The following is a 23,022-nucleotide window of genomic DNA, read 5'->3' as shown; positions in this document are numbered from 1 at the left end:
ACATGCCATTTGTACCTTTTTAACAGTAATATTAGCATACCACAAGAAAGCAAAAAAAGCCTTGAAGGCGTGTAATCCTCCAAGGCTGTCTCCCTATTACTTTAAGCGCCAAGCAATCTCATTCCATCTTAACTCGTTCCGGAAGGAATGCAGCTTAGTATCCTTATCGATGATGATACATTCAATCCCAGCCATTTCAGACCAATCGACCAATTGTTCAACTGAAACCACATAAGAGAATACCGTGTGATGGGCACCACCTGCATAAATCCAAGCTTCAGCGGAATCACGCAAAGAAGGCTGCGGCCTCCAAAGCACACGAGCGACCGGAAGCTTCGGCATATCCTGCTGAGGCTCTACTGCATCGACAACATTAACTATCAAGCGGAAACGGTTGCCCATATCCACTAACGAAGCAACTACTGCAGCGCCAGCACCACAATCAAACACCATTCTTGCTGGATCCGCTTTACCGCCGATTCCTAACGGATGAACTTCAATTTTCGGTTTGTTCGAAGCAATCGTCGGGCAAATCTCAAGCATATGCGCTCCAAGCACTAATTCATTGCCAGGCTCAAGATGGTAAGTGTAATCCTCCATGAAAGAAGTCCCTTTGCCGCCTGCGAGAATTTTCATTACCCTTGTAAAAGCAGCTGTTTTCCAATCCCCTTCGCCGCCAAAGCCGTAGCCCGCTTCCATTAAACGTTGTACAGCTAAGCCAGGAAGCTGTTTAATCCCATGAAGATCCTCGAATGTCGTTGTAAAAGCACCAAAATCTCCCGCTTCTAGGAAAGCTCTCATCCCAAGCTCAATCCGTGCTTGTTCTTTAATCGAGTCCTGAACGGAACCCGCTTTAAGACCTTCAGCTGTAATTTCATATTGGACCGCATATTCGGCGAACAATTGATCGACCTCAGCCTCTGTGACTTTAGCGATATATTCAACTAAATCTCCTACACCATAACCATTGATTTCCCAACCAAATTTAATTTGCGCTTCCACTTTATCGCCTTCGGTTACAGCAACCTGACGCATGTTATCGCCAAAACGCGCTACTTTCAGCTGACGCCCTTCTGTAAAAGCAATTGCGGTGCTCATCCAATCTGCTATACGTTTACGAGTGGCTTGATCCTCCCAGTAGCCTGTGATTACTTTACGAGCAACACCCATTCTTGCTCCAATAAACCCATGCTCTCTATCACCATGAGCGGATTGATTAGTATTCATGAAATCCATATCGATTGTTTCCCAAGGAATATCGCGATTAAATTGGGTGTGAAAGTGTAGCAACGGTTTGTTCAATATCGATAAACCAGCAATCCACATTTTGGAGGGTGAGAAAGTGTGCATCCAAGTAATAATTCCTGCGCATGAATCATCCGAATTAGCTTCAATTACAAGCTTGCGAATAGCATCAGGACCCGTTAAAACAGGCTTAAATATAACGGAAAAAGGAATTATAGCATCTTGATTTAAGCCATTTGTGATAAGTGTAGAATGCTGAGCTACTTCTTCTAAAGTTTCGGGGCCATACAAATGCTGACTACCGGTAACGAACCAAAACTGATACGGTTTAATGGCTAACATGAAATTTCCTCCTAATGTTGGTTTTTCTGATATTTTAAGAAAGCGCAGCTTCTTTAATGGCTTTAAGTCGTTTCATAACATCGTTTTCACCACGGCCAAAATAATCATGCAGCTTGCTGTATTCTTGATATAGCTTTTCATAAACAGCTACATTCTCAGGGATTGGCTTGAAGGATTCATCACGCACACGAGCCATTTTCTCAGCGGCCTCGACGATTGAAGCAAACCCGCCTTGCTTCGCCCCTGCGGCAACCGCACCGAACATTGCGGCTCCAAGTGCTGGCGTTTGTGTAGAATCTGCGATTTTAATTTCACGATTGGTTACATCCGCATAAATTTGCATCAACAAGCGGTTGCGCTGCGGCAAGCCTCCGCATGCATATAATTCATTAACCTCGACACCATTTCCGTGAAAAGCATCCACAATTTTGCGTGTCCCGAAAGCTGTTGCTTCAAGTAAAGTACGATAGATTTGTTCAGGCTTAGTCAATAAAGTGAACCCAACCATTAAGCCAGTAAGATCTGTATCAACAAGTACGGAACGGTTTCCGTTCCACCAATCCAGCGCTAGCAATCCTGTTTCGCCTGGTTTGTAGGCTGCTGCTTTCTGCTCTAGCCATTCATGAACACCGATACCTGCTGTTGCCGCTGCTTCCGTTACATAAGCAGGAACAGCTTCATCCACATACCATGCAAAAATATCACCAACTGCGGATTGTCCAGCTTCATATCCCAGGTAACCTGGAATAATCCCATCTTCGACAACACCGCACATACCTTCGACTTGTTTCTCTTCTGAGCCTAAGAGCATATGACAGATTGACGTGCCCATAGCCATAACCAGTTTACCTGGTGTTACAACGCCAACCGCTGGAACAGCAGCATGTGCATCTACATTCCCAACTGCAATGGCCGTTCCTTCCTTAAGCCCAAGAATCGCAGCCATTTCTGCTGTCAATCCGCCTGCTTTCGTGCCTAGAGGAACAACATCCCCACGCAATTTAGTCGTTGTTAAATTTTCTAAACGCGGATCCAAAGCCTTGAAAAATTCTTGGCTTGGGTAGCCTTTTTGCTTATGCCAAATCGCTTTATAGCCTGCGGTACAGCTATTGCGCAGCTTAGCGCCGGTTAGCGAGAATATAACCCAGTCCGTTGCTTCAAGAAACATATCTGTCCGATCGTATATGTCCGGTGCTTCATTTAAAATCTGCCATATCTTAGCGATCATCCACTCTGAAGAGATTTTACCGCCATACATCGGCAAGAAAGCTTCTCCACGTTTAGCCGCAATTTCATTGATCATATTAGCTTCGTCTTGGGCAGCATGATGCTTCCAGAGCTTTACCCAAGCATGTGGGTTATCTTTAAGCTCCTCGTCAAAGCATAATGGAGCCCCATTTGCATCAATCGGCAGCATGGTACAAGCTGTAAAATCAATCCCAAGTCCAATAACATCCGCTGGATCGATGCCTGCTTCTTTAATAACAGCGGGTACGGAGCGCCTCAGTACTTCAATGTAATCGGCTGGATGCTGCAAAGCCCAATCCGGTTCTAATTTGCGGCCTGAACCTGGCAAGGTTTCATCGATAACATTATGGGGATAAGGTGTCACATGTGTAGCAACCTCATCTCCATTAGATAAATCCACTAACAAGGCACGTCCAGATTCCGTTCCATAATCCACACCTATTGCATATTTTTTAGCCATTCGGTTTACTTCCCTTCTGATCATTTATTTTAAATCAATTAATTCTGTCCGTAATAAGCTGTAGCACCGTGTTTTCTTAAGAAATGCCGATCTAATAATGTTTGATCCATGGCTTCAACTGTGGGCTGCAAAGCGAACGTACGGTAAGCTATCTTGGCAACTTCCTCGAGTACTACGGCATTATGCAAGGCATTATGCGGATCCACTCCCCAGCTGAATGGAGCATGGCAATTCACCAATACGCCAGGAACCTGAGCTGGATTCAGCTCCTTAAAGGTTTCAATGATCACATTTCCTGTTTCCAATTCATAAGCGCCTTTAATTTCTGCTTCTGTCATTAATCGTGTACAAGGCACTTCCCCATAAAAGTAATCCGCATGCGTCGTTCCTAATGCAGGAATAGCTCTGCCTGCTTGTGCCCAGCTTGTAGCCCACGGAGAATGTGTATGTACAATTCCGCCAATACTTGGAAAAGCTTTATAAAGTGCAAGATGAGTGGGTGTATCCGATGAGGGTTTAAGCTTGCCTTCAACAATGTTGCCTTCAAGATCGACTACGACTAAATCCTCTAATTTCAGCTCCTCATAAGGGACTCCGCTTGGCTTGATCACAACTAAATTCTTCTCACGATCAATTCCACTAACATTTCCCCATGTAAACGTCACCAACCGATACTTCGGCAAATCCAGGTTGGCTTCCAATACCGCTTGTTTTAGTTTCTTTAACATTAGTTATCCTCTCTTTTCCTTGAATTGAGATCCTATCTAAACAACATTATACACATGTACGTACAAGTTTTCTATAATCAATTATATTTTCTAGTTGAGCTGCGAATTACGAGCTCTGGGACGAATATACGTTGCAATGGAGAACGATTCATCGGCTTTTGTTCAATCATCGCAATTAATAAATCTGCTGCAGCAACACCCATCTCTGTTTTGGGATGTGTCAGAGTCGTCAACTTAACTTCTGTTGCTGTTGCAAGTGCAGAGTCATCGAAACCAACCATCGAGAGATCTTCCGGCACACTTAAACCAAGCTTGCGAACCACCTCTAATAGGTTTACGGCAAGCCCGTCGTTATAACAGACTAAAGCAGTCGGCCTATCTTCAAGCTGACCCAATAATTGCATGGCTGCATCATGGGTTTTGGTTTGCTTCTCTTCGGTAGAATAACCAATTACCATTTCCGGTAAAAGTGGGATTTGATATTGATGATGCGCCCGGATAAACCCTTTAAGGCGATTGACACCTTGCAAATCATCGGTTTTAAAAAACCCGGCAATTCGGCTATGGCCAAGCTGGATTAAATGCTCAGCAGCAAGAAACCCGCCATTCTCATCATCGATTCGCACATAGGCACAATCCATCTCAGGATAACGCTCGTTGATCATTATATAAGGGATTTTCTGATAATCCAACGATAAATAGTAGCTTAAATTAGGGTTGCCTTCTGCGCTTTTGGTGGGCTCAATGATAAGGCCGCTTAGCGGCTGACTCATCATCGAAATGAGACATTCCTTCTCCTTCTGCTTATCATTATCCGTGCTGGAGAGGACCAAACGGTAGCCTTTATCACGCAATACCGCCTCAGCTCCACGCACAATTAACGGAAAAATATAATCGGAAATATACGTGGTCACTACGCCAATAGTTTGGATCGACTGAGTCTTCTGTGTTTGGGGATTGGAGACAAAGGTGCCTTTACCCTGCATGCGAAACAACCAGCCATCCTGCTCCAGCTCGCCAAAGGTTTGACGAACCGTTTGCCTGCTCATCCCGAACTGTTCGGCAATTTCATTCTCGGAAGGCATTTGTTCATTAGGCTTTAACTGACCAGAATGCAACCAAGAAAGAATTTCTTGTTTCAGCTGCAGGTATTTGGGCATCTGTTTATCTTTCATGGTTCACCTCAATCCAATTTTGCTTGCAATAGTCTGTTTATTATAGCATTCCCCAAACTTGTATGTACATATATTCTATTTCAACAAAAAGAACCCCTTGCGGAGTTCGATTTGGTCCATATCCGATTAACAGACACACATTTACTCTTAAACACTCTGTTCCTAATAAGTTACTCTTCTAAAGCTGCTTTTGCCGCGTCAACCAACTGATCGAAAAACTCATCGCTCTCATCGAGCTGTTCTTCTACCGCAAAAATCTCTTCCTCGCTGCCTGATGCATTCAAGAAATGCAGCCCATAGCTCCACTCCTTGGTATTCTTGCTATAAAGTGTGATTTCATAAGCTTCTTTATGAGATTCAACTAGAAACTCGACATTACCCACAAACCCATTTTCCTTGCTATGCGTCATTGCAGCCTTTTGAATAATTATTTTCATCTACATGACCTCCCTTTATTAATATTATTCTCTAGATACATAAACAGTGGGCACAAAGCCAGTCTTTCCGGTACCAATGATTTCAACTTTAGCCCGAACAAAGCTTTTGCTGATTAAAGTTATTTTAGTCCCCTTTGTTGCTAAATAGACCTTGCCCAGCTTAATCATCCGCTTTAGAGTAGCTGCATCATTCGTTGCAATAAGGGCTTGCATGGTATTGAAATCTTCATTATCCTCGCTTAGGCTCACAAAAGCATCCTCGTTAATTATACCATCATCACCTAAACTAAGCTGTGATTTAGCGTAAGCACCTAAAGGCTTTGCAGCATCACGTTCTTCTTGCTCCGCTTGAACCTTCTGCATATGTGGGACAATCTTTAACGAAAGTAGGATAAAAAAGCTAGCAACCACCACATAAAATATATATTTGGAATGGCGTTTTGTTTTTCTAATATAGGCAGTTAAAGCCATAATTGAAAAAATGATTAGCGCAGCATAACTTACTATAGCAACTGCCGTCCACATATCTAATACCTCGCTTTAATCTAAACTCATATTCATTTAATTATACCCTCGGACGAGCTCGATTGGTCGGGAGCGCATGCAAGGGATCATCTGGCCAATAATGCTTGGGATAACGACCTTTAAGATCCTTTTTCACTTCAAAATAAGCATTTCTCCAAAAGCTTGCTAAATCTCGTGTCACTTGGACTGGCCGCTGTGCTGGAGATAGCAGATGGAGGGTCAACACCATTCTCCCTCTAGCAATGCGCGGCGTTTCTGCTTGTCCGAACATTTCCTGCAGACGAACGGCTACAAAAGGTGCAGTTGGGTCCTGATAATCAATCGGAATATGCGATCCGCTTGGAACAGTCAGATGCGTTGGTGCAAAAGCATCTAATTCTCTTCTTTGATCCCATGATAACATACTCTGGATAATATCAAATAGCTGAAGTTTCTGAAGATCGTCACGGTTTCTCTTCCCTTGCAAATGTGGAGCAAGCCATTCATCCAACGATTTAAGCAAAGCAAGCTCGGACACCTCAGGCCAGTCTGGGTCACTAAGGTACATACATTCTATTCGCTGCTGTAACTGGCGGGCTGCTCTTGTCCATGGCAGAATGCCCAGCCCTTCCTCTACTATGCCACAAATCAAGGCATTAGTCATCGTTTCGATTGGTGGCTTATGCATAGGGTCATCTCTGAATATAATCGCGCCTAAACGTGTAATCTTTCTAGCTTTTACAGACAGTGCATCATGGTCCCAGCTAATAGGGGTATCCAGTTCAAATTGATCTTGAAAATGCTGCTCCAGATCTCGGAATGATAAATCAGCAGCAAGTAGTATTCGACTTTCAACGCCTTTATCATCCAATTCAGCAGCAACCAAATAATCTGCGTTGGATAGCTGCTGCATTTCGGCTAGGTAGGCTCCACGACCGTTTCGCAGAAGATACCTACCTGCCGCTTTACGCGCAGCAATTCGGTCTGGATATGCAAAAGCAAGCAGAATACCGATTGCTTCCAGATCATCTTGCTTGGCTGAATTCAGAGAATAACCTCTTGTTGTTTTCCAATGCTGGATTTCAATTAGCACTTGTCGACAAAGATTTGTATTAAGATTATACCCAAAAGCTGTTTCAAACGATTTACCTTCCCTTGCGTAACGACGAATGATCTCAACTCGAAGCCTCAAATCTATATTAAAAACATCGGAGTCTTTTTGAATAATATCACGTTCATTTAGCAAGGCAGCCAGTTCACAGGCTAACCCGCCAAGCTTAAGCTCATCAGCACGAACTATCATATGGGCTAATCTTGGATGTAGACCGATTTCCGCCAATTGGCGTCCATGCGCGGTTATCCGCTCTTCGCTATTCAACGCCCCCAGCTGCCGCAGCAGCTCAGTTGCTTGTTGATAGGCTGCCTTGGGCGGAGCATCCAGCCATTGCAGCTCCTGAGGGCTTGATACACCCCAAACCGCAAGCTCTAGCACCAGTGGAGCGAGATCTGCTTCTAGGATCTCAGGAGTACCCTGCAGCGCCAATCGATGGTCATCTTGCTCTGTCCACAGCCGGATGCATAAGCCGGGTCCAAGACGTCCTGCTCGACCGCGTCTTTGATCAGCTGATGCTTTAGAAATCGGGATGGTCTCTAATCGCGACATACCCGTGCGAGGTGAGAAGCGTGGGACTCGCATTAAACCGCAATCAATCACAATCCGAACTCCTTCAACCGTTAGACTCGTTTCCGCGATTGAAGTCGTTAGCACTATCTTACGTATACCTGCTATAGCAGGCGCAATAGCACGATCCTGAGCTTCGGGAGATAAAGTCCCATGAAGCGGATAAATCCGCGCTCCCTTGTCTAAACCGAAGCTGTTTAACAAGCTCTCTACTCTTCTGATTTCACCCACACCAGGTAGAAAAACCATTAAATCTCCTTGTTCCTCTTTAAGTGCTTGGAACACACATTTCGCTACGGCTTGCTCTATACGCCCTTCCACACTCCGCGGCAAATAGCGGGTTTCAATTGGAAAGACTCGGCCCTCGCTTCTCAAGATAGGAGCATCATTCAATAAAGCAGCTACTGATTGATCATCTAAGGTTGCAGACATCACAAGAATCCTTAATTCCTCGCGAAACATGGCTTGTGATTGAAGACATAAGGCTAGTCCAAGATCAGCATGCAAATTGCGCTCATGAAACTCATCAAAAATCACAAGCCCAATCCCACTTAAGCTTGGATCTGTTTGCAGCATTCGTGTAAGGATGCCTTCTGTTATCACTTCAATCCGTGTATGCGCGCTGATACAGGTATCCCGCTTAACGCGGTAGCCCACGGTTTCACCAGCTTGCTGGCCAAGAGCAGCTGCCATGAAACGAGCGGCACTGCGTGTCGCTAATCGTCTTGGCTCGACCATCACGATTCGTTTATGCTCATCCAGCCAAGGTTCATCCATTAAGGCAAGTGGTATTCGTGTTGTTTTCCCCGCTCCAGGGGCGGCTACTAGTACTGCAGAATTCCGTGAGCGGAGTGTGTCCTTTAATGCAGGAAGCAGTGAATCAATCGGCAGCATTAGGTAAAGTCTCCTTAGGGGTAGATCAAATCTGGAATATACTTGCGCATATGAAGCTTGGTTTTATACAGCTGTTGCTTCGCATTAGCTAAGTGCTGATTATCCAATTGAGCCATCGGGATAATTTGAAAACCTTTATATTTTTTTGAATACGTAAAGGTTGGCGTAAAAGTAGGCTGAACCAAGTCAATAGTCGACTTGTCTCCTACCTGGGTTTTAACTATCGTTATGGTTCCCATTCCGCCAATCCACTGTAGTAATTCACTTTGTGCGGAAATGAAATTACCTAATGAATACATAACAAAGGTTTTATGGCCACTTGCGTTTTTGATCCAAGCAGATGGCTGCAGCACATGGGGATGCGTACCGATAATGATATCGACTCCCCAATCTGCCAGCAGCTTAGCAATCCGTAATTGCTCCGCATTGGGTTCGATTTGGTACTCAATTCCCCAGTGCAGCGAAACTACTGTAACATCCCCAAGCTTTTTGGCACGTTCAATATCTTTTTTCATCAGATCCTCTTGAATCAAATTCACCAGATAGGGCTTGTCCTTCGGTACAGGAATACCATTGGTTCCATAGGTGTAGGCTAAGAAAGAAAATGTAATATCGTTTTGCGTCATCGTGCGAATCGTATCTCTGTCTGCCTGTGACTTATAAGCACCCGTGTGCGGCATGCCAATTTTATCCCAATAAGCCAGAGCGCTTAATATCCCCTTTTCTTTCTTATCCATCGTGTGATTATTAGCCATGGTAACGAAATCTACACCAGCATCCTTAAGCGCATCACCGATCTCATGAGGGCTGTTAAACATCGGGTACGAGGATAATCCCAGCTCGGTGCCGCCAGTCATCGATTCTTGATTAGCTACTAAAATATCTGGTTTCTGGAGAATATCCTTCACTAAAGTAAACATTTTATTGAAAGAATAGCTTCCATCTGGCTTCTTAGCATCCTCATAAACTCTATTATGTATCAAAATATCACCTACTGCCCCTAAAGTGACCTGAGTAACAATCGGTGCTGGAGTGGCTGAAGGCAGCGGAATTGCAGTTGGCTCTACGCTAAGCTCTTGACTATTATCTGTAGGATTAGGACTAAGACTAGGGACCGAAAGCTTGTTCTGTTCTGTACAGCCGCTTCCCCATAGTAGAATTGAAATCAGGCTGAGCACTATTATGTTTTTCATGCGAGTATCTCCTTATCATTGCAAAGCAATTGCCTGCTGAGACTGCTCAGCAGGCAACTCCCTTACTTTACTTTTCTTAGTCTCTAGTAATCGTGATTGTTTTTGTAACGTCTTCCCATTTAACCTCTGCACCTAATGCTTTGGCAATAAATTTAAGCGGTACATAGGTTGTGCCGTCGCGATTGCGAACAGCGCCTTCTAAATTAAAGGTATCCCCGTTCCAAATAGCTTTTTTACTTTGCAGGGTTAGAATAATTTTGTTTCCGCTAGCAGCGTCATTAACTGTAACCTGCTGTGTCGCTGGATCAAAAGTCACATCCGCATCCAATTGCTCGGAAATGAACCTTGCTGGAACCATTGTCACATTATTATCAATATAAGGCAGCATGCTGTATGGTTCGTATTCCGAATAACTCATATTCAGGACAATTGATTTTTTGGTGATCTGTAGATCATCTTTAAGTAAAAGATAAAGTGCTGAATCCTTGTCGAGAATCGCTAACATTTCAGCTGGCTTTGTAATGCTATCCATAGTGAAGCTATCTGTCGTATCGATTACATCTGCAATTACCGGTTCATTGATATTCCAATGCTCACTTTCCATAGTAAGCTTAACGGACTCAATCCCTTCGTTCTCCTCAGCTGGAGGCGTGAAGTTCAATTCCGTCTTCGTTTTACGCAGCTTACCTGAATTATCGATATACAAATCAGCTTTGACATATGATTTATCACTGAATACGTCTTTAACCAGCGGATCTTTAATCTCATCGACTGTTTGTAAACCAACCATTGCTAAAACTAGCAATTGCTTAACTTCCGTATGAATCAATTCAATTCCCATTGCGCGGTCTTTAAGCACCGACTCTAAACCTTTCAATATTGGACTTAAGAACGAATCATACCCAAGTGAATCCTCATAATTGGCTTCAGGATCCTCATAATTGGCTTCAGGATCTTCCAAGTCAGGGTTATCGGATGATGTTGCCTCCGAATCTGCTATAGCATCAGCTTCTGCCTTAGCTTTAGCTTCAGCTTCTTTTTTATCCATATCATCAAAGACTGCGATTAGAACAGGTTGAACTACATCATAGAACTGTGACACAAACTCGCGTAAGCCTTTATCATCTTGTAACAGGTTTAAGACGAACTTTTTAACTAAAGGTATAATTTGGCTGCCATCGATTTTGGCTTGCACGTGGTTCAAAGATAGGCTTTCTCCATATACGGTTTCCGTAACATTATCAAGTGTTATTCCTTCTGGGTTGGGCAAACCATTTACTAAAAAATTCAATGCTGCTTTATGCAAATTAACATCCTTGGTTATCTTGCTTGTGAATTGCTCAATAATATCTTTTTCAATACCTAAGGAAAGCAAGTCTGCTGAATCTATTGCCTTGCCAGCCAAATCCAAGACTAGCGGTTTTTTGGCACCTTCTAATTTTAATACTAATAAGGTTGGTGATACAAAAGCTTCAAAAGGAATCGTCCGATTCAGTACTTCAAGACTACCTCTCACAGAGATTTTTTCGAGGCTTTCTTGTTTAACTTGATCTAAATTTAGCTTCAAATGACTAAACAACTTAAGCACGGCTGATTCTTCATCAGACTTTGAGGTCTTGCTGTCATCCGTAATTAAATCCAGAGTAAGCGATTGTTTCGACATCTGTGAGTTAGCAAGCATCGCATCGACGATTGATTTGCTTAAATCTAAACTTCCCAAAGCCTGACAGCCTACAAGGACAACCAGTGCGATAACCAAAGAGAAGCTTATCAATTTTTTCCAAGCACGTTTTTTCATTTCTTACACTCCTTTATTCTATATATTTTATACACAACAAAAAAACCTAGCATCCCAAACATTCGACGTTAGGTAATGTTTTCCTGCTTCTCCTTATGAAGTTAAAGCTTCAACCTCTGATGTGCAAAATTTGCAGCGATTTGCTTTTAGAGGAATTTCGGATAAACATTGTGGACATTCCTTCGTATTAATTGGGGCTGCTTCTACCTTTTTCTTGAATCTTGCTAGCTGACGGACTACCATAAAAATCACAAAAGCAACAATAATAAAATCCAAGAAAGTCGACATAAATTTGCCATAATATAGAATCGGGGCACTTGCCTTCACTGCTTCATCTATATTTTTGAAATGCCTACCGTCTAAAGATATGAATAAATCAGCAAAATTAACACTCCCGAGCAAAAGTCCTAAAAATGGCATAATTAAATCATTAACGATGGAAGTAATCACTTTACTGAATGCAGCCCCAATAATCACCCCGACTGCCAAATCCACCATATTCCCCTTAAATGCAAAACTTTTAAAATCCTTCAGCATTTCCGTCCACTCTCCTTAATTAACTATTTAGAATGTTTCAAAGCTTAGAGATTGGTGTAAATGAACTCAAGAGTTTTATATCCGCAATATGGAGGTGCTAGCATGATTTATTCAAAAATATTAGTCGCTTATGATGGCTCGCTTGAATCCGAAGAAGCCATGAAGCATGCCATTTTGCTCTGCGAATATTTTCCTGGCGCAACTTTATTAGTCTTGCATACTTTTATGCTGCCGACATTTATGCTAGGTGAAGCCATGATTGCTTCATCTGCAGAAGCAAATGCTGAGGCTTACGCTCATGCAGAGGCCATTGTTGATAATGCTAGAGTATTAATTGCTTCAACTCCCAATGCATCCGTGGAATTGATCCTAGGAAAAGCCGGAGAAACGATTGTTGCACAATCCAAAGATAGATTCTTCGATTTAATCGTTATTGGAAGTAGAGGCATTGGCGGCATGCGTGAATTAATGTTAGGCAGTGTTAGTCATTATGTAGTCCAGCATGCGCTCATTCCCGTTCTAGTCGTTAAATAAATTAAATCCTCTGGCAGAATTTACTGCGAATTCCAAAGCTATAAGCGGTATCCACTAATGTAATTAAAGCAGGAAATAAGGGCAATCCCATCGAGTCTGCCATCGATTTAAAGGTTGCTCCCGCCACGCCTTCGCGAATTAATATACAACTGCAAGATTAATAGAGTTGGTACTGAAAACTGGCTTCAATATAATTAGCTTAATCGTATATACTATTTTTCTCTGCTTGTGTTAATCGGCGTCCTTTGACATCTACTACGAGCTTACCGTTGTTAATCCCCCAAATACGTGTAGCATATTTTTCGGCTAATTCCACACCATGCAAGCTGCAAATGACGGTTACGTTGGTTTTTTCACACAATTGCTTTAAATCCATCATTACCTTCTGTGCATTCTCCGGATCTAATCCCGAAATAGGCTCATCTGCAACGACAATTTCTGCTCCTTGGACAAGCGCTTTAGCTATGGCAACACGTTGAGTTTCACCACCACTAAGCAAGTTGGTTTTCTGCAAGGATAGATCCATTAAACCAACTTTTTCTAAATAATCCATAGCCATAACATGTTCATCCAAGGCAACTTTTCCTGTAAGCTTGCGCCACCAAGGTGTATCATAAAAACGACCTGACAATACATTTTTTAATGCTGATTTATTGGGATTTAGTGTCGGTTTTTCTTCCACATAAGCCCATTTTTTCTTATACTTAAGCTTTTGCCAAGCATTAAGCGCGACAATATCCTTCCCCTCATAAAAAAAATGACCCGCAGCCCATTTCTCTTGCAGAGTGATACAGCGAAGTAATGTCGTTTTCCCGCTTCCGCTGCCGCCAATCACAGCAATGAACTCACCGCGACCTACATCAAATTGAATACCGGAGAGGATTTCTGTATCTTTATCAACTTTATAGACTAAATTACGAACCGTGATTAACAAATTAATTGACCTCCTATGACTTATTAAAACTTAACAATTATATATTCAGCTGAAATCCTGTTGTAGCAAGCTTAACATGATCTGGCAATTCATAAAGCTCGGTGATATCAATGCCGTGTGACATGTGGGTAAAGTATACCTTTTTGGGCTTTGTATCCACAATCAGCTCTAATGCTTCTTTTATATCATAGACAGAGCGAGTTTCAAAATCAAACGGCTCATAATAAAAGCTTGTCCCAAGAATAAGTAAAGCTAAATCATATAACGGTGCTTTTTGTTCTCCTTGCAAATTAATCGAATCCGGACAATAGACCCATTGGTGATCCTCATTGCTAAACCGATAGGCAAACGCATATCCATTCTTACCATGACTAACCTTCCAAGGCTTGATTTGCCAACCCTTAAAGGCAAGCCCATCATCAATTGCATGAAATTCCAAATTAGCCTGCAGCCAAGGAAAAGCTTTAAGTATCGTAGCAAGCACTTCCTGTGGCGCATAAATATGTCCTTTAATAGCTAACCAGCGACATGCATCTGCCCATTGAGGTAAACCGGCTATATGATCGTAATGTGCATGTGTAATTAGAACATGCTCTAGCTGTTTAATCTCCATTAGCTCCATTTGGTGCAGCCAATCAGGACCACAGTCAACCAGTAATAAATCCTTTACTGACTCTGAAGATATTTCCAATAGGATAGATGATCGCCAACGCTTATTTAAGCCGTTGCTTCTAGCTTCCTCACAAATGGTACAGCTGCAATAAACTCTTGGTACTCCCATGGAGTCTCCTGTACCAAGGAATGTAATTGACGTAGACAAAAGCCTTCTCTCCTAACTTGGTTACATAAGGTAATATGGGAAAAGTATAGCATGAATCCAAGCTGTTTTGAAAATGAAAAATGATAAAATACGCCATCTCTAGCCTATTTTTTATTAATAGCCTTAACTAATTTTTTTGCCGCTTTCTGTACGGAGCCTTTAGCATGATTGCTGTAGTCATTCCCATACATTAATAGTTCAACACCATGTGTCGGTGCTGTGATCACTACTTTGGTCATGGCATTCAATGCGCGTGCTAAATGCTTTTCCCCATACAAGGTGACCGCTTCTATAATTATTGGCATTACTTGGGAAGCAGCGTGTTCACTAACCGTTGCTACATTTCCTAAACAGTCAATAACGTAGTCCCTAACTATAGTGCTTGAATCATTATGTAGAATAGTCGTAAATATATTCAAAAGCTGAAGAATTGCATCTGCATTAAGCTCTGCGGTCAGTGCTATTGCATGCATGGCTTCCCATCTAACTCGAGTTGCCTTATGGTTTAACAGCAACGCCAAAGCTCCTGCAAATGGCACAACAACCCGTGGATTAAACTCAGCAACTTTAGTAAAAACCTCCGCACAATCCCCAATAACAGCTGGATCCTCAGAAGTAAGCCCTTCCAAGATCTGAACAAGAAGCTTAGGGTTTTCTAAACATAAAGCCGCAACTCTCCGATTTGCTTCCTCTGTACGGTCACCGCTTTGGGAAGATAACTGGCTAATTAAATCCATGACTGCTCACCCTCTCTTTTTTACTGCTAACGGGTAATAATAAATGGCTTACCGGTTAGCAGTGTGTCCCTAATTAAATAATTAAAGGACGCTTCGAAAGTTACGAAACGCCCCACATTTAAATGATGTTAATTTAAAACAGCCGTCATATGAGCTACTGTAATAGCATAATGCGAAGTATTCCAGCCATTCTCTTTATTCTTTACATAAATAATTTGAGGTGAAGCATGTTTAACGGCTACATCTTCGGCAATTTGATTCGAAACGGGTCTGGATTCAATCACTTTAACTAACAAATAATCGACATCTTCGTTTGGAGTCTTGCTTAAATATTTCTCGAACTCATCCAATGCATTAGCGCTAACCGGACAAGTTGTACTATGCTTAAGAATGACAAACGGCTTTTCTGCTGAATTGGCATATGCTTCATTCCATTGCTCTAATGTATCAATTTCTTTCCATGCTGCCATATTGATCTCTCCTCATTTTTAATGGTATAAGCTTATTTTATCATACTTGGTTTTTAAAAGCATTTCTTGCCGCAGTTATTCGAGTTGTCACATATACACCGCTTAGAATGAGCAAAGCCCCTACGACATGATAGAGCTGAATTCGCTCTCCTGTGAACAGTGTAGCAAAAATGGCGCTGAACAAAGGTATAAAATTGAGGAAGCTTGCACACCTCGAAGGACCGATTAACGCTACGGCTTTATTCCAGCAAGAGAATGCAACCAACGAGGCAAAAATACCTATATACAAGACGCCTGCCAATGTATGCCATGAACCACTCAAAGTAGGATGAGAAAGGCTCAGTTCTACAATTGAGAACGGGATTAGAACAATAACACTTAACAATACCGTAATTAACAGCATTTCTTTTGCAATAAATTTGCCCGTTGTTTTACGAACTCCAATGGAATACATGGCCCAGAGAAACACCGCTAACAGCATCCACAAATCCCCGCGATTAAAGGACAAACTTACAATACTTCTCCAAGAGCCATGACCAATTATCCATAAGACTCCGACTAATGAAATAACAATTCCCAAGCCTCTTAACCCTGAAAAGGATTCACCTAAAAAGAACATCGACAATAATACAATAATAATCGGAGTAGCGGCATTCATTAATGAGGCATTGATAGAATCCGTGTATTGTACAGCTATATAAACAAAGGTATTAAAGCCTGCCACCCCTGTTAAACTTAAGAATAGGACTGTTTTCCAATTATCCAAATAAATTTTTCTACGCTGCCATACCGTTCTCCCCCAAAAAGGAGTGATGCACAATAACGCGATCCCCCAACGAAACAGTGCCAGTGTTAACGGTGGAATTTCAGTCACAAGGGCTTTACCTACAACAAAATTGCCACCCCATAGGCAAGTAGCTACTAATAGAAGGACATAAGGTGAATTCCATTTCATCCGGCTAACTTCCCCTCTATCTTTCATAAGTAGCTCAATGTTTTATATTCTAAGCGATGCAGCCGAATATGAACAGTCCCATATGCATCTACATGGGAGTTGTGTATAATAGAACAGACTTAATTTGACTACGGGAGATGTTACAATGAACACAACAACGTACAAAATGATAGCTATTGATGTGGACGATACTTTGCTGAATGATGAAATGCAGATCTCAGAGGGTACCAAATTAGCGATAGCTGCTGCGAGGGATCAAGGGGTTCTCGTTACACTGGCAACTGGTAGAATGTTTGCTTCCGCCCAGAAAATTGCTAAACAGCTAGGGTTTAATGTTCCTATTATCACTTATCAAGGTTCCTTGGTTAAAAATCTTTTTGATGAAGAAGTCTTATATGAGCGATCGGTTCCTGCCGAAGCTGTGCAATTCCTATATGATTATGCGGAGCGCAATGATCTTCATATTCAGGTTTACCATGAGGACAAGCTTTATGTGAAAGTAGACAATCAGAAAATTAAAGAGTATGCCGCAATGTCGAACATTCCTTATATCGTTGCAGAAGACTTTAACTTCTTCCTGGACAAGCCTTTAACAAAAATGCTATACATCGATGATCCCGCTAAGCTGGATGAAATTGCTATTGATCTACAGAAACAGATTGGCTCTATTGTGCATATTACGAAATCCAAAGCCAACTTTCTTGAATTCCTTCATCCTGAAGGAACCAAAGGGCACGCTGTCAAAAGCCTAGCAGCTCATTATGGTTATGACATCTCCGAGGTGATTGCCATTGGGGACAGCTGGAACGATCATGAAATGCTTGAGGTTGCTGGATTAGGCGTCGCGATGGATAATGCCATAGATGCGTTAAAGCAAATTGCTGATTTCGTTACGCTTAGCAACAATGATGACGGAGTTAAGCATGTCATTGATAAGTTTATTTTAAAGCTTAGCTAATATGAAAAGGACCTTCAAACGAAGGTCCTTTATTTATTGGGTTGTTCTTTGCCAAGCACAAAACGCCACATAAACTCCTGACCTTTTGATATTCCTATTCGCGAGGTTTTGATTATCGATCGATTGTGATTATTTTTTTCTAAAACTAGCTCATCTGTGGGTTGAAGCAAATCATACCCATTGAAGCCCATATTGATATTTAAAGCTTGAGTTAATTTGGCTGGCCCATTAATAAGATCACGTTCTGCAGCCTTCGGTCGATTAGCACGGATAATATCGTAACCTTCCATAACTTCAGCAGCTCGCAGTAATATCGCCCCTACTTCGCCTTCACGATGAGACACAATATTCATGCAAAAGTGCATCCCATAAATAAAATAAACATACACCACCCCCACATCACCAAACATCAGCTGATTACGTGGGGTTAACCCTCGATAAGAGTGACTTGCCGGATCTTCACTGCCTTTATAAGCCTCGGTTTCTGTGATTCTCAGACGAATTCTTCCTAGTGGTGTTTGTCGAACAAGGTGATAGCCAAGTATTTGTTCAGCTACCTTGACTGGGTCCTGTTCCAAGAATGCTTTAAGCAATATAATCCTCCTAGTGATATCTCAGCGCGTGAATCTCTGGATTAGATAAATATCTGAATTCGGTTTCTGTCCATTTATTATCACATCATTTGTTGAAGTTCCTCGTCTCTCATCTGTCCAAGCAATATAATCCCCATAAACAACTGAACCGCTCTAATCTACTTTTTGTTTAGTCAAAAGTTCACTTTTGTTCGTTGTTAGGTCGTAAGCATATACATCTGCATTGTAACCAGCTTTTCCGGAATTATAATCATCCCAAACTACCCGATTGCCAGAAATGTGCGGTCTTGCTTCCTTTAGCAGGCCTGTCGCAATAGGCTTGGTTTCTTTTGTAGAAATATCATATAGATAAATGTCCGTATTGTTTTTCGGTGTATTGTCCCCAGCACGGATGCCTTTATTCGAGACATTGCGGCCGTCCTCCCATTCGGCTCATTCCGCAAGTCCGACCACACCACAGAATCTCCAAATATATCAAATCCAATTGTGGTTGTGGCTATCGGGATAACTGCAATTTCCTGATTATTATTCAGATCAATCACTTTTAAGCTATCCTCACTTGGTTGTCTAACCGCTTGTTTTTCGCCACATCCTGATAGGATAATAATCACAAAAGATAAACCGATCATTATCCGGACTTTTCGCTGAAAATTTACAAGCTTCATAGATTAACATCCCCTTTTGCATAAAAAGTAAAATTTTAACTATTACTACCTAAACGAACCTTAGCAAATATTGTTGCATATAGCAAAAAATAAACTCCACAACATATCGTTGCAGAGCTAACGGTTTATTAAATAATTAAGTTCATATCACCAAATTCATGCCAATAATAGCCCATCTCAATCGCTTCATGATAGCCGTTCATCAGTAGATCCTGTTGAACAAAAGCCGTTAAAAGCTGGAGATGGCTCGTTTTGGGTTCATGAAAGCCTGTAATTAATCCATCGACTATCTGCAAAGGAAAACGATCATGCACATACAAGTTGGTCCAACCCGCTTGTGCTACTGAGCCTCCAGCTGGATCAATAGCTGTTTCTAGAGTGCGCACAACTGTGGTACCTACTGCAATAATACGTCCTCCCGCTGCCTTCGTTTTGCGCACAAGCTCAGCTGTTTCTACGGGCATATTATATTGCTCATAATTATGAAAAGGCTCTTGGTGCCATTTATCGTCCATAAAATAACTCAAGCCTGTATGCAGCTGAATATAGGCTATTTGAATGCCGGTACGCTGCAAATCAAACAATAACTCCCAGCTAAATGCCCTGCCTGCGGAAGGCATCTCAACCGATCCAGGGTCTGAGGCAAAGACAGTTTGATAATAATCCAGCGCCCAAGGAACATCAATGTATTCGTAACGGACCGGCTGCCCTAATAGGTAGATCTGCTCGATTAGAGCGGCTCCTTTTAAATTAAAATGCAAGGTATTAAAAGGGTTAGTTATGGAGGAACCCGCTACCTCAGCTGACAATAACGCCGAGAATTGTAGAACATCGCCCATTTCAGCATTGGACTCCAAGAGCAGCGCTTCCCATTCCTGCTCATTCTGACGATGAGCCAATCTAACCTCCAGCTGATCTGACAGCAGCAGCCCCTTACGCCACAAGCTCGCTTTTAATATCGCTGGAATCGTCCGACTGGAGTTTAACACTAGGAGATCGCCTTTTTGCAGAAATTGCTTCAAGTGATTGAAAGTTGAATGTTTTGTTTCACCCGTTTTTTTATCCAATACCATCAGCTTAACATGATCACGTCTAACACCTCTTCGTTCAGGCGGCATAGTGGCATTAAGTACATTTGGAAAATCAAATGATTGCGTTGTAGACTCCATTAGCTGATCCCCTCCCTAACAAACTCCTGTGCGCGAAATCGTTGGCCATGGACAGATGAGGCAGCTTCAGATGCTAAATATAAGAATACATCGACAACAGCTTCTGGCTCTGCAAGCTCATAATCGCAATCTGGAATGGCCAGCGCATGCATGGATGTATTCATTTCACCGGGATCGACCATATTCACACGTACCGCTGACTCGCTGACTTCGTCCGCCCAGATTTGAGTTAACCCTTCCACGGCAAATTTTGATATCCCATATGCACCCCAGCCCGCGTAACCCACATTTCCGGCTTCAGATGTAAGATTAATAATTGAACCTTGATTATGCTGCAGCATGCTTGCAATTACTCTTCGTGTAACCAGGAACATTCCGACTGTATTGACCTGCAGCACTTCGATAAAATCTTCTTCCGGATAATCAAGTAAATAGGGCATCGGACTTGGACCCAGAATGGATGCATTATTAATCAAGACATCAATTTTTCCAAAATGGGCTTCCGCTGAACCAACAAGACACTCCACATCCTTGGCAATGGCAATATTTGCAACGATTGACAGCACCTCAGCACCTAGAGCTTTTGCTTCTAATGCAACTTCATTTAATTGCGGTTCATTCCTTGCGCAGAGAACAAGCTTATCTCCACCTTTGGCAAAAGCTAATGCTAGTGCTTTGCCCAAACCTTTGGAAGCTCCAGTGATCATAACGACCCGTTTAGTTTGATTTGTCATGGTTACACATCCTTTTCATACTTTATATACTTTTATGTATAATATGTATTTAATATAGCATGAATGAATTGAACATGCACCTATTTATTTACAAAACACAAAAAAAAGGCGACTAGTCCGTAGCCGCCAAATCTGTTTTTCATATGATATTTTATATTCAGTTTTGCATTCGTTGCTTTACAATACGAATGCGCGACTGATGATGACCAAGAGAATGAATAAAACCAAGATACTCCCAGCTGAGGTTCCTCCGCCACACACTGCTGCCGCCGCATAAACAGGTGCTGGTTTCATAGGACCGCAATGCATTGGGCTGTAACCCATTGTATGCGCTGGTGCAGTATACGCAGGCGCTGCATTATTGGCCCACGCATTTGCTGCCATCTCCGCATTCGGCATGCCGTATGAAGGCATCCCCATGCCTCCATAAGCTCCCGCTGTTGCGACAGGTGGCATATTATTGTTGTAATTTGTCATTTATCCATCATCTCCTCTTTCAACTTTAATAGCGAATACAATGCTATTCTATGTCAAATGCGGATAGACGATTGTGTGCATGCCTACTAGGTCACAAATAGTTGTGGACTTATCCCATTTATTCCTTATGTAGCTCCTGTAGCGCAGGCTCTAGCTCTTTGAACTGGAATACATAGTCGTGCTCAAGAAGAACCTGTGGCAGCACTCTCTGACCCTCTAAAACCAATACAGACATCTCCCCAAACATAAGCTTTAGCACAAAGCTTGGAACTGGGAAGAGATGAGGCCGATGCCAAACCCTGGCGATCGTTTTGCCGAATTGCTCCATAGTTACTGGATGAGGCGAGACCGCATTCACTGCACCTGATATATGATCAGAGGTTAGACAATAATCAAAAAGGCGCACCATATCCGTAATGTGGATCCATGATACCCATTGCGTGCCCTTGCCTACTCTGCCCCCAATCCCAAAGCGATAAGGCATGACCATAGTGGGGAGTGCTCCTCCATCCAAACTTAATACTAAACCCGTTCTTAGTCTCACTACACGTGCGCCTTTAAGCTGCTCTGCTGCTTTTTCCCATTCGCGAACAACCTCAGATAGAAAATCGGTCGACTTAGATTTACTCTCTTCTGTAAATGTTTTTGTATCCGATGTTCCATAGATCCCAATTGCTGAACTATGGATGATAACTCTCGGCTTAACCTCCAGCTTTTCCATTAGCTTAGCTATATGGTGAATAATCGTAATTCGCGACTCGATAATCCGTGATTTAGCTGATTTGGTCCAGCGCTGGTTGATGCTCTCTCCTGCCAAGTTAATCCATGCATCTAGCTTCTCTATGCGGCTGCTATCTTGGTCCAATTCAGCCCAGGTTACACAGACTACCTTCTCTTGAGTTATTTTGGGGGAACGTGAAATCAAGAGAACTTCATATTGCTTCGTTAACAAATAGTTGATTAAATGAGTCCCAATGAAACCACTGCCACCTGAAATCGCAATTTTCATTTCATCATCATCCTCGCTTTCATAACCTATTCATGCAAACGCAACGATCTTTTAGGCAGCTTCCATTTATAGAAAACGGACAGCATCCGCATAACAATAACAGCTCCGAACAAAATAGTCAGCTGAACAGTTCCATTCACCCACCCCAGACCAATAAATAAACCAGCTAGAATTGCCCATACGGCATAAATTTCATCCCGGAGAACCAAAGGTTTACGTCCTGCCAGCACATCCCGGATAATTCCACCGCCAATTCCCGTCATCATGGCTGCAACTAAAACTGCACTAAGCGGATGCCCCATCTGTGAGGCATATAAAGCTCCCTGAATCGCGAAAGCTGCCAGTCCAATCGCATCAAAAAACGATTCCCAAGCCTTCCACCATTTAATCCAGATAATCGGAAGACAAAAAGCGACTGTTATGGCAATTAATGCTGTTCCCAGTAAATCCCCTTGCTCCCAAAGAGTTGATATGGGTCTGCCAATCAATAAATTTCTCACAACCCCTCCACCAAAAGCCGTAACCAAGCCTAATACATAAACACCTAAGATATCGTATTCTTCCTCCATCGCCACAATAGCTCCGCTAAGCGCGAAGGCAATTGTACCAATTATTCCTAACAGCTCCCAATCCAACTTGTGCAGCCCCTTATCCTCTTTTAATAAACTTTTATTGAAACAGCTTGTTGTGTTATAGTATCATCATATTGCAAAAGATAAAGCCAC

General features: G+C 42.3%; 24 protein-coding genes. 2 read left to right on the top strand and 22 right to left on the bottom strand.

The genetic code is table 11. The annotated features are described in order from the left end of the window. Window positions 1-96: 96 nt before the first annotated feature. The 10 genes from araA to mscL form a co-directional block, all read right to left on the bottom strand. Complete coding sequence (gene araA, locus EHS13_RS16385) at window positions 97-1,587, bottom strand: L-arabinose isomerase (RefSeq protein WP_155701369.1); 1,491 nt, start codon at window positions 1,585-1,587, stop codon at window positions 97-99. A gap of 34 nt (window positions 1,588-1,621) precedes the next feature. Then, on the bottom strand, window positions 1,622-3,295 hold the full coding sequence (locus EHS13_RS16380; protein WP_155701368.1) for a ribulokinase: 1,674 nt from the start codon (window positions 3,293-3,295) through the stop codon (window positions 1,622-1,624). Between the two features lie 38 nt (window positions 3,296-3,333). Further along, window positions 3,334-4,023, bottom strand: coding sequence for an L-ribulose-5-phosphate 4-epimerase (araD, locus tag EHS13_RS16375; protein ID WP_155701367.1), 690 nt, complete (start codon window positions 4,021-4,023; stop codon window positions 3,334-3,336). Between the two features lie 77 nt (window positions 4,024-4,100). Beyond that, a complete protein-coding gene (locus EHS13_RS16370) occupies window positions 4,101-5,198 on the bottom strand; it encodes a GntR family transcriptional regulator (protein ID WP_155701366.1) in 1,098 nt (365 codons plus the stop codon). Between the two features lie 170 nt (window positions 5,199-5,368). Next, window positions 5,369-5,635, bottom strand: a complete 267-nt coding sequence (locus EHS13_RS16365; RefSeq protein WP_155701365.1) for a hypothetical protein — start codon at window positions 5,633-5,635, stop codon at window positions 5,369-5,371. Between the two features lie 24 nt (window positions 5,636-5,659). Beyond that, the gene (locus EHS13_RS16360) at window positions 5,660-6,160 is read right to left on the bottom strand and encodes a hypothetical protein (protein WP_155701364.1); all 501 of its coding nucleotides are present in this window, start codon (window positions 6,158-6,160) and stop codon (window positions 5,660-5,662) included. Window positions 6,161-6,200: 40 nt separating this feature from the next. Beyond that, window positions 6,201-8,714 carry an ATP-dependent helicase HrpB gene (gene hrpB / locus EHS13_RS16355; RefSeq protein ID WP_155701363.1) on the bottom strand — a complete coding sequence of 838 codons (2,514 nt, stop codon included), beginning with the start codon at window positions 8,712-8,714 and terminating at the stop codon, window positions 6,201-6,203. Window positions 8,715-8,728: 14 nt separating this feature from the next. After that, a complete protein-coding gene (locus EHS13_RS16350) occupies window positions 8,729-9,907 on the bottom strand; it encodes a CapA family protein (RefSeq protein ID WP_155701362.1) in 1,179 nt (392 codons plus the stop codon). Between the two features lie 76 nt (window positions 9,908-9,983). Then, a complete protein-coding gene (locus tag EHS13_RS16345; protein WP_155701361.1) occupies window positions 9,984-11,705 on the bottom strand; it encodes a copper amine oxidase N-terminal domain-containing protein in 1,722 nt (573 codons plus the stop codon). Window positions 11,706-11,798: 93 nt separating this feature from the next. Continuing rightward, entirely contained in the window at window positions 11,799-12,242 is a 444-nt protein-coding gene (gene mscL / locus EHS13_RS16340; protein WP_155701360.1) for a large conductance mechanosensitive channel protein MscL, read from the bottom strand. 102 nt (window positions 12,243-12,344) lie between these two features. On the opposite strand from mscL, the gene EHS13_RS16335 reads away from it, so the two are divergent. Beyond that, window positions 12,345-12,776, top strand: a complete 432-nt coding sequence (locus EHS13_RS16335) for a universal stress protein (RefSeq protein ID WP_162463135.1) — start codon at window positions 12,345-12,347, stop codon at window positions 12,774-12,776. A 199-nt stretch (window positions 12,777-12,975) separates the two neighbouring features. On the opposite strand, the gene EHS13_RS16330 is transcribed toward EHS13_RS16335, so the two are convergent. The 5 genes from EHS13_RS16330 to EHS13_RS16310 form a co-directional block, all read right to left on the bottom strand. Then, entirely contained in the window at window positions 12,976-13,710 is a 735-nt protein-coding gene (locus EHS13_RS16330; RefSeq protein WP_155701358.1) for a phosphonate ABC transporter ATP-binding protein, read from the bottom strand. 37 nt (window positions 13,711-13,747) lie between these two features. Beyond that, complete coding sequence (locus tag EHS13_RS16325) at window positions 13,748-14,530, bottom strand: MBL fold metallo-hydrolase (protein WP_227013959.1); 783 nt, start codon at window positions 14,528-14,530, stop codon at window positions 13,748-13,750. A 104-nt stretch (window positions 14,531-14,634) separates the two neighbouring features. Continuing rightward, on the bottom strand, window positions 14,635-15,267 hold the full coding sequence (locus EHS13_RS16320) for a hypothetical protein (protein WP_155701357.1): 633 nt from the start codon (window positions 15,265-15,267) through the stop codon (window positions 14,635-14,637). Window positions 15,268-15,395: 128 nt separating this feature from the next. Further along, complete coding sequence (gene ytxJ / locus EHS13_RS16315; protein ID WP_155701356.1) at window positions 15,396-15,737, bottom strand: bacillithiol system redox-active protein YtxJ; 342 nt, start codon at window positions 15,735-15,737, stop codon at window positions 15,396-15,398. Window positions 15,738-15,777: 40 nt separating this feature from the next. Then, on the bottom strand, window positions 15,778-16,719 hold the full coding sequence (locus EHS13_RS16310) for a DMT family transporter (protein ID WP_227013958.1): 942 nt from the start codon (window positions 16,717-16,719) through the stop codon (window positions 15,778-15,780). Window positions 16,720-16,837: 118 nt separating this feature from the next. On the opposite strand from EHS13_RS16310, the gene EHS13_RS16305 reads away from it, so the two are divergent. Further along, entirely contained in the window at window positions 16,838-17,650 is an 813-nt protein-coding gene (locus EHS13_RS16305) for a Cof-type HAD-IIB family hydrolase (protein WP_155701355.1), read from the top strand. Window positions 17,651-17,679: 29 nt separating this feature from the next. Here EHS13_RS16305 and EHS13_RS16300 read toward each other — a convergent pair whose 3' ends face one another. The 7 genes from EHS13_RS16300 to EHS13_RS16270 all read right to left on the bottom strand — a co-directional run bounded on the left by EHS13_RS16300 (window position 17,680) and on the right by EHS13_RS16270 (window position 22,932). Beyond that, window positions 17,680-18,243, bottom strand: a complete 564-nt coding sequence (locus tag EHS13_RS16300; protein WP_155701354.1) for a DNA-3-methyladenine glycosylase — start codon at window positions 18,241-18,243, stop codon at window positions 17,680-17,682. A gap of 296 nt (window positions 18,244-18,539) precedes the next feature. Then, window positions 18,540-18,908, bottom strand: coding sequence for a hypothetical protein (locus EHS13_RS16295; protein WP_155701353.1), 369 nt, complete (start codon window positions 18,906-18,908; stop codon window positions 18,540-18,542). Between the two features lie 128 nt (window positions 18,909-19,036). Continuing rightward, entirely contained in the window at window positions 19,037-20,077 is a 1,041-nt protein-coding gene (locus EHS13_RS16290) for an S-adenosylmethionine:tRNA ribosyltransferase-isomerase (protein WP_155701352.1), read from the bottom strand. Beyond that, on the bottom strand, window positions 20,077-20,811 hold the full coding sequence (locus tag EHS13_RS16285) for an SDR family oxidoreductase (protein ID WP_155701351.1): 735 nt from the start codon (window positions 20,809-20,811) through the stop codon (window positions 20,077-20,079). Before EHS13_RS16285 ends, EHS13_RS16290 begins: the two co-directional genes overlap by 1 nt. A gap of 177 nt (window positions 20,812-20,988) precedes the next feature. Next, complete coding sequence (locus EHS13_RS16280; RefSeq protein WP_155705389.1) at window positions 20,989-21,105, bottom strand: sporulation protein YjcZ; 117 nt, start codon at window positions 21,103-21,105, stop codon at window positions 20,989-20,991. A 301-nt stretch (window positions 21,106-21,406) separates the two neighbouring features. Further along, the gene (locus tag EHS13_RS16275; RefSeq protein ID WP_155701350.1) at window positions 21,407-22,297 is read right to left on the bottom strand and encodes a TIGR01777 family oxidoreductase; all 891 of its coding nucleotides are present in this window, start codon (window positions 22,295-22,297) and stop codon (window positions 21,407-21,409) included. A 26-nt stretch (window positions 22,298-22,323) separates the two neighbouring features. After that, entirely contained in the window at window positions 22,324-22,932 is a 609-nt protein-coding gene (locus EHS13_RS16270) for a trimeric intracellular cation channel family protein (RefSeq protein WP_155701349.1), read from the bottom strand. Window positions 22,933-23,022: the final 90 nt, after the last annotated feature.

This window comes from Paenibacillus psychroresistens, from assembly GCF_009728935.1.
GTDB classification, from domain to species: Bacteria; Bacillota; Bacilli; order Paenibacillales; family NBRC-103111; genus Paenibacillus_AC; species Paenibacillus_AC psychroresistens.
The sequence above is the reverse complement of the archived record's forward strand: the minus strand, read 5'-3'. Positions and strand labels throughout refer to the sequence as shown.

What these genes read in the sequence shown, in the direction of transcription:
- araA (WP_155701369.1), bottom strand. Translation starts at nt 1,587, where the DNA reads ATGTTAGCCATTAAACCGTATCAGTTTTGGTTCGTTACCGGTAGTCAG.
- EHS13_RS16365 (WP_155701365.1), bottom strand. Translation starts at nt 5,635, where the DNA reads ATGAAAATAATTATTCAAAAGGCTGCAATGACGCATAGCAAGGAAAAT.
- EHS13_RS16305 (WP_155701355.1), top strand. Translation starts at nt 16,838, where the DNA reads ATGAACACAACAACGTACAAAATGATAGCTATTGATGTGGACGATACT.
- EHS13_RS16295 (WP_155701353.1), bottom strand. Translation starts at nt 18,908, where the DNA reads ATGAAGCTTGTAAATTTTCAGCGAAAAGTCCGGATAATGATCGGTTTA.
- araD (WP_155701367.1), bottom strand. Translation starts at nt 4,023, where the DNA reads ATGTTAAAGAAACTAAAACAAGCGGTATTGGAAGCCAACCTGGATTTG.
- EHS13_RS16370 (WP_155701366.1), bottom strand. Translation starts at nt 5,198, where the DNA reads ATGAAAGATAAACAGATGCCCAAATACCTGCAGCTGAAACAAGAAATT.
- EHS13_RS16335 (WP_162463135.1), top strand. Translation starts at nt 12,345, where the DNA reads ATGATTTATTCAAAAATATTAGTCGCTTATGATGGCTCGCTTGAATCC.
- mscL (WP_155701360.1), bottom strand. Translation starts at nt 12,242, where the DNA reads ATGCTGAAGGATTTTAAAAGTTTTGCATTTAAGGGGAATATGGTGGAT.
- ytxJ (WP_155701356.1), bottom strand. Translation starts at nt 15,737, where the DNA reads ATGGCAGCATGGAAAGAAATTGATACATTAGAGCAATGGAATGAAGCA.
- EHS13_RS16360 (WP_155701364.1), bottom strand. Translation starts at nt 6,160, where the DNA reads ATGTGGACGGCAGTTGCTATAGTAAGTTATGCTGCGCTAATCATTTTT.
- hrpB (WP_155701363.1), bottom strand. Translation starts at nt 8,714, where the DNA reads ATGCTGCCGATTGATTCACTGCTTCCTGCATTAAAGGACACACTCCGC.
- EHS13_RS16280 (WP_155705389.1), bottom strand. Translation starts at nt 21,105, where the DNA reads ATGAAACCAGCACCTGTTTATGCGGCGGCAGCAGTGTGTGGCGGAGGA.
- EHS13_RS16285 (WP_155701351.1), bottom strand. Translation starts at nt 20,811, where the DNA reads ATGACAAATCAAACTAAACGGGTCGTTATGATCACTGGAGCTTCCAAA.
- EHS13_RS16290 (WP_155701352.1), bottom strand. Translation starts at nt 20,077, where the DNA reads ATGGAGTCTACAACGCAATCATTTGATTTTCCAAATGTACTTAATGCC.
- EHS13_RS16320 (WP_155701357.1), bottom strand. Translation starts at nt 15,267, where the DNA reads ATGGATTTAATTAGCCAGTTATCTTCCCAAAGCGGTGACCGTACAGAG.
- EHS13_RS16350 (WP_155701362.1), bottom strand. Translation starts at nt 9,907, where the DNA reads ATGAAAAACATAATAGTGCTCAGCCTGATTTCAATTCTACTATGGGGA.
- EHS13_RS16275 (WP_155701350.1), bottom strand. Translation starts at nt 22,297, where the DNA reads ATGAAAATTGCGATTTCAGGTGGCAGTGGTTTCATTGGGACTCATTTA.
- EHS13_RS16345 (WP_155701361.1), bottom strand. Translation starts at nt 11,705, where the DNA reads ATGAAAAAACGTGCTTGGAAAAAATTGATAAGCTTCTCTTTGGTTATC.
- EHS13_RS16380 (WP_155701368.1), bottom strand. Translation starts at nt 3,295, where the DNA reads ATGGCTAAAAAATATGCAATAGGTGTGGATTATGGAACGGAATCTGGA.
- EHS13_RS16310 (WP_227013958.1), bottom strand. Translation starts at nt 16,719, where the DNA reads ATGAAAGATAGAGGGGAAGTTAGCCGGATGAAATGGAATTCACCTTAT.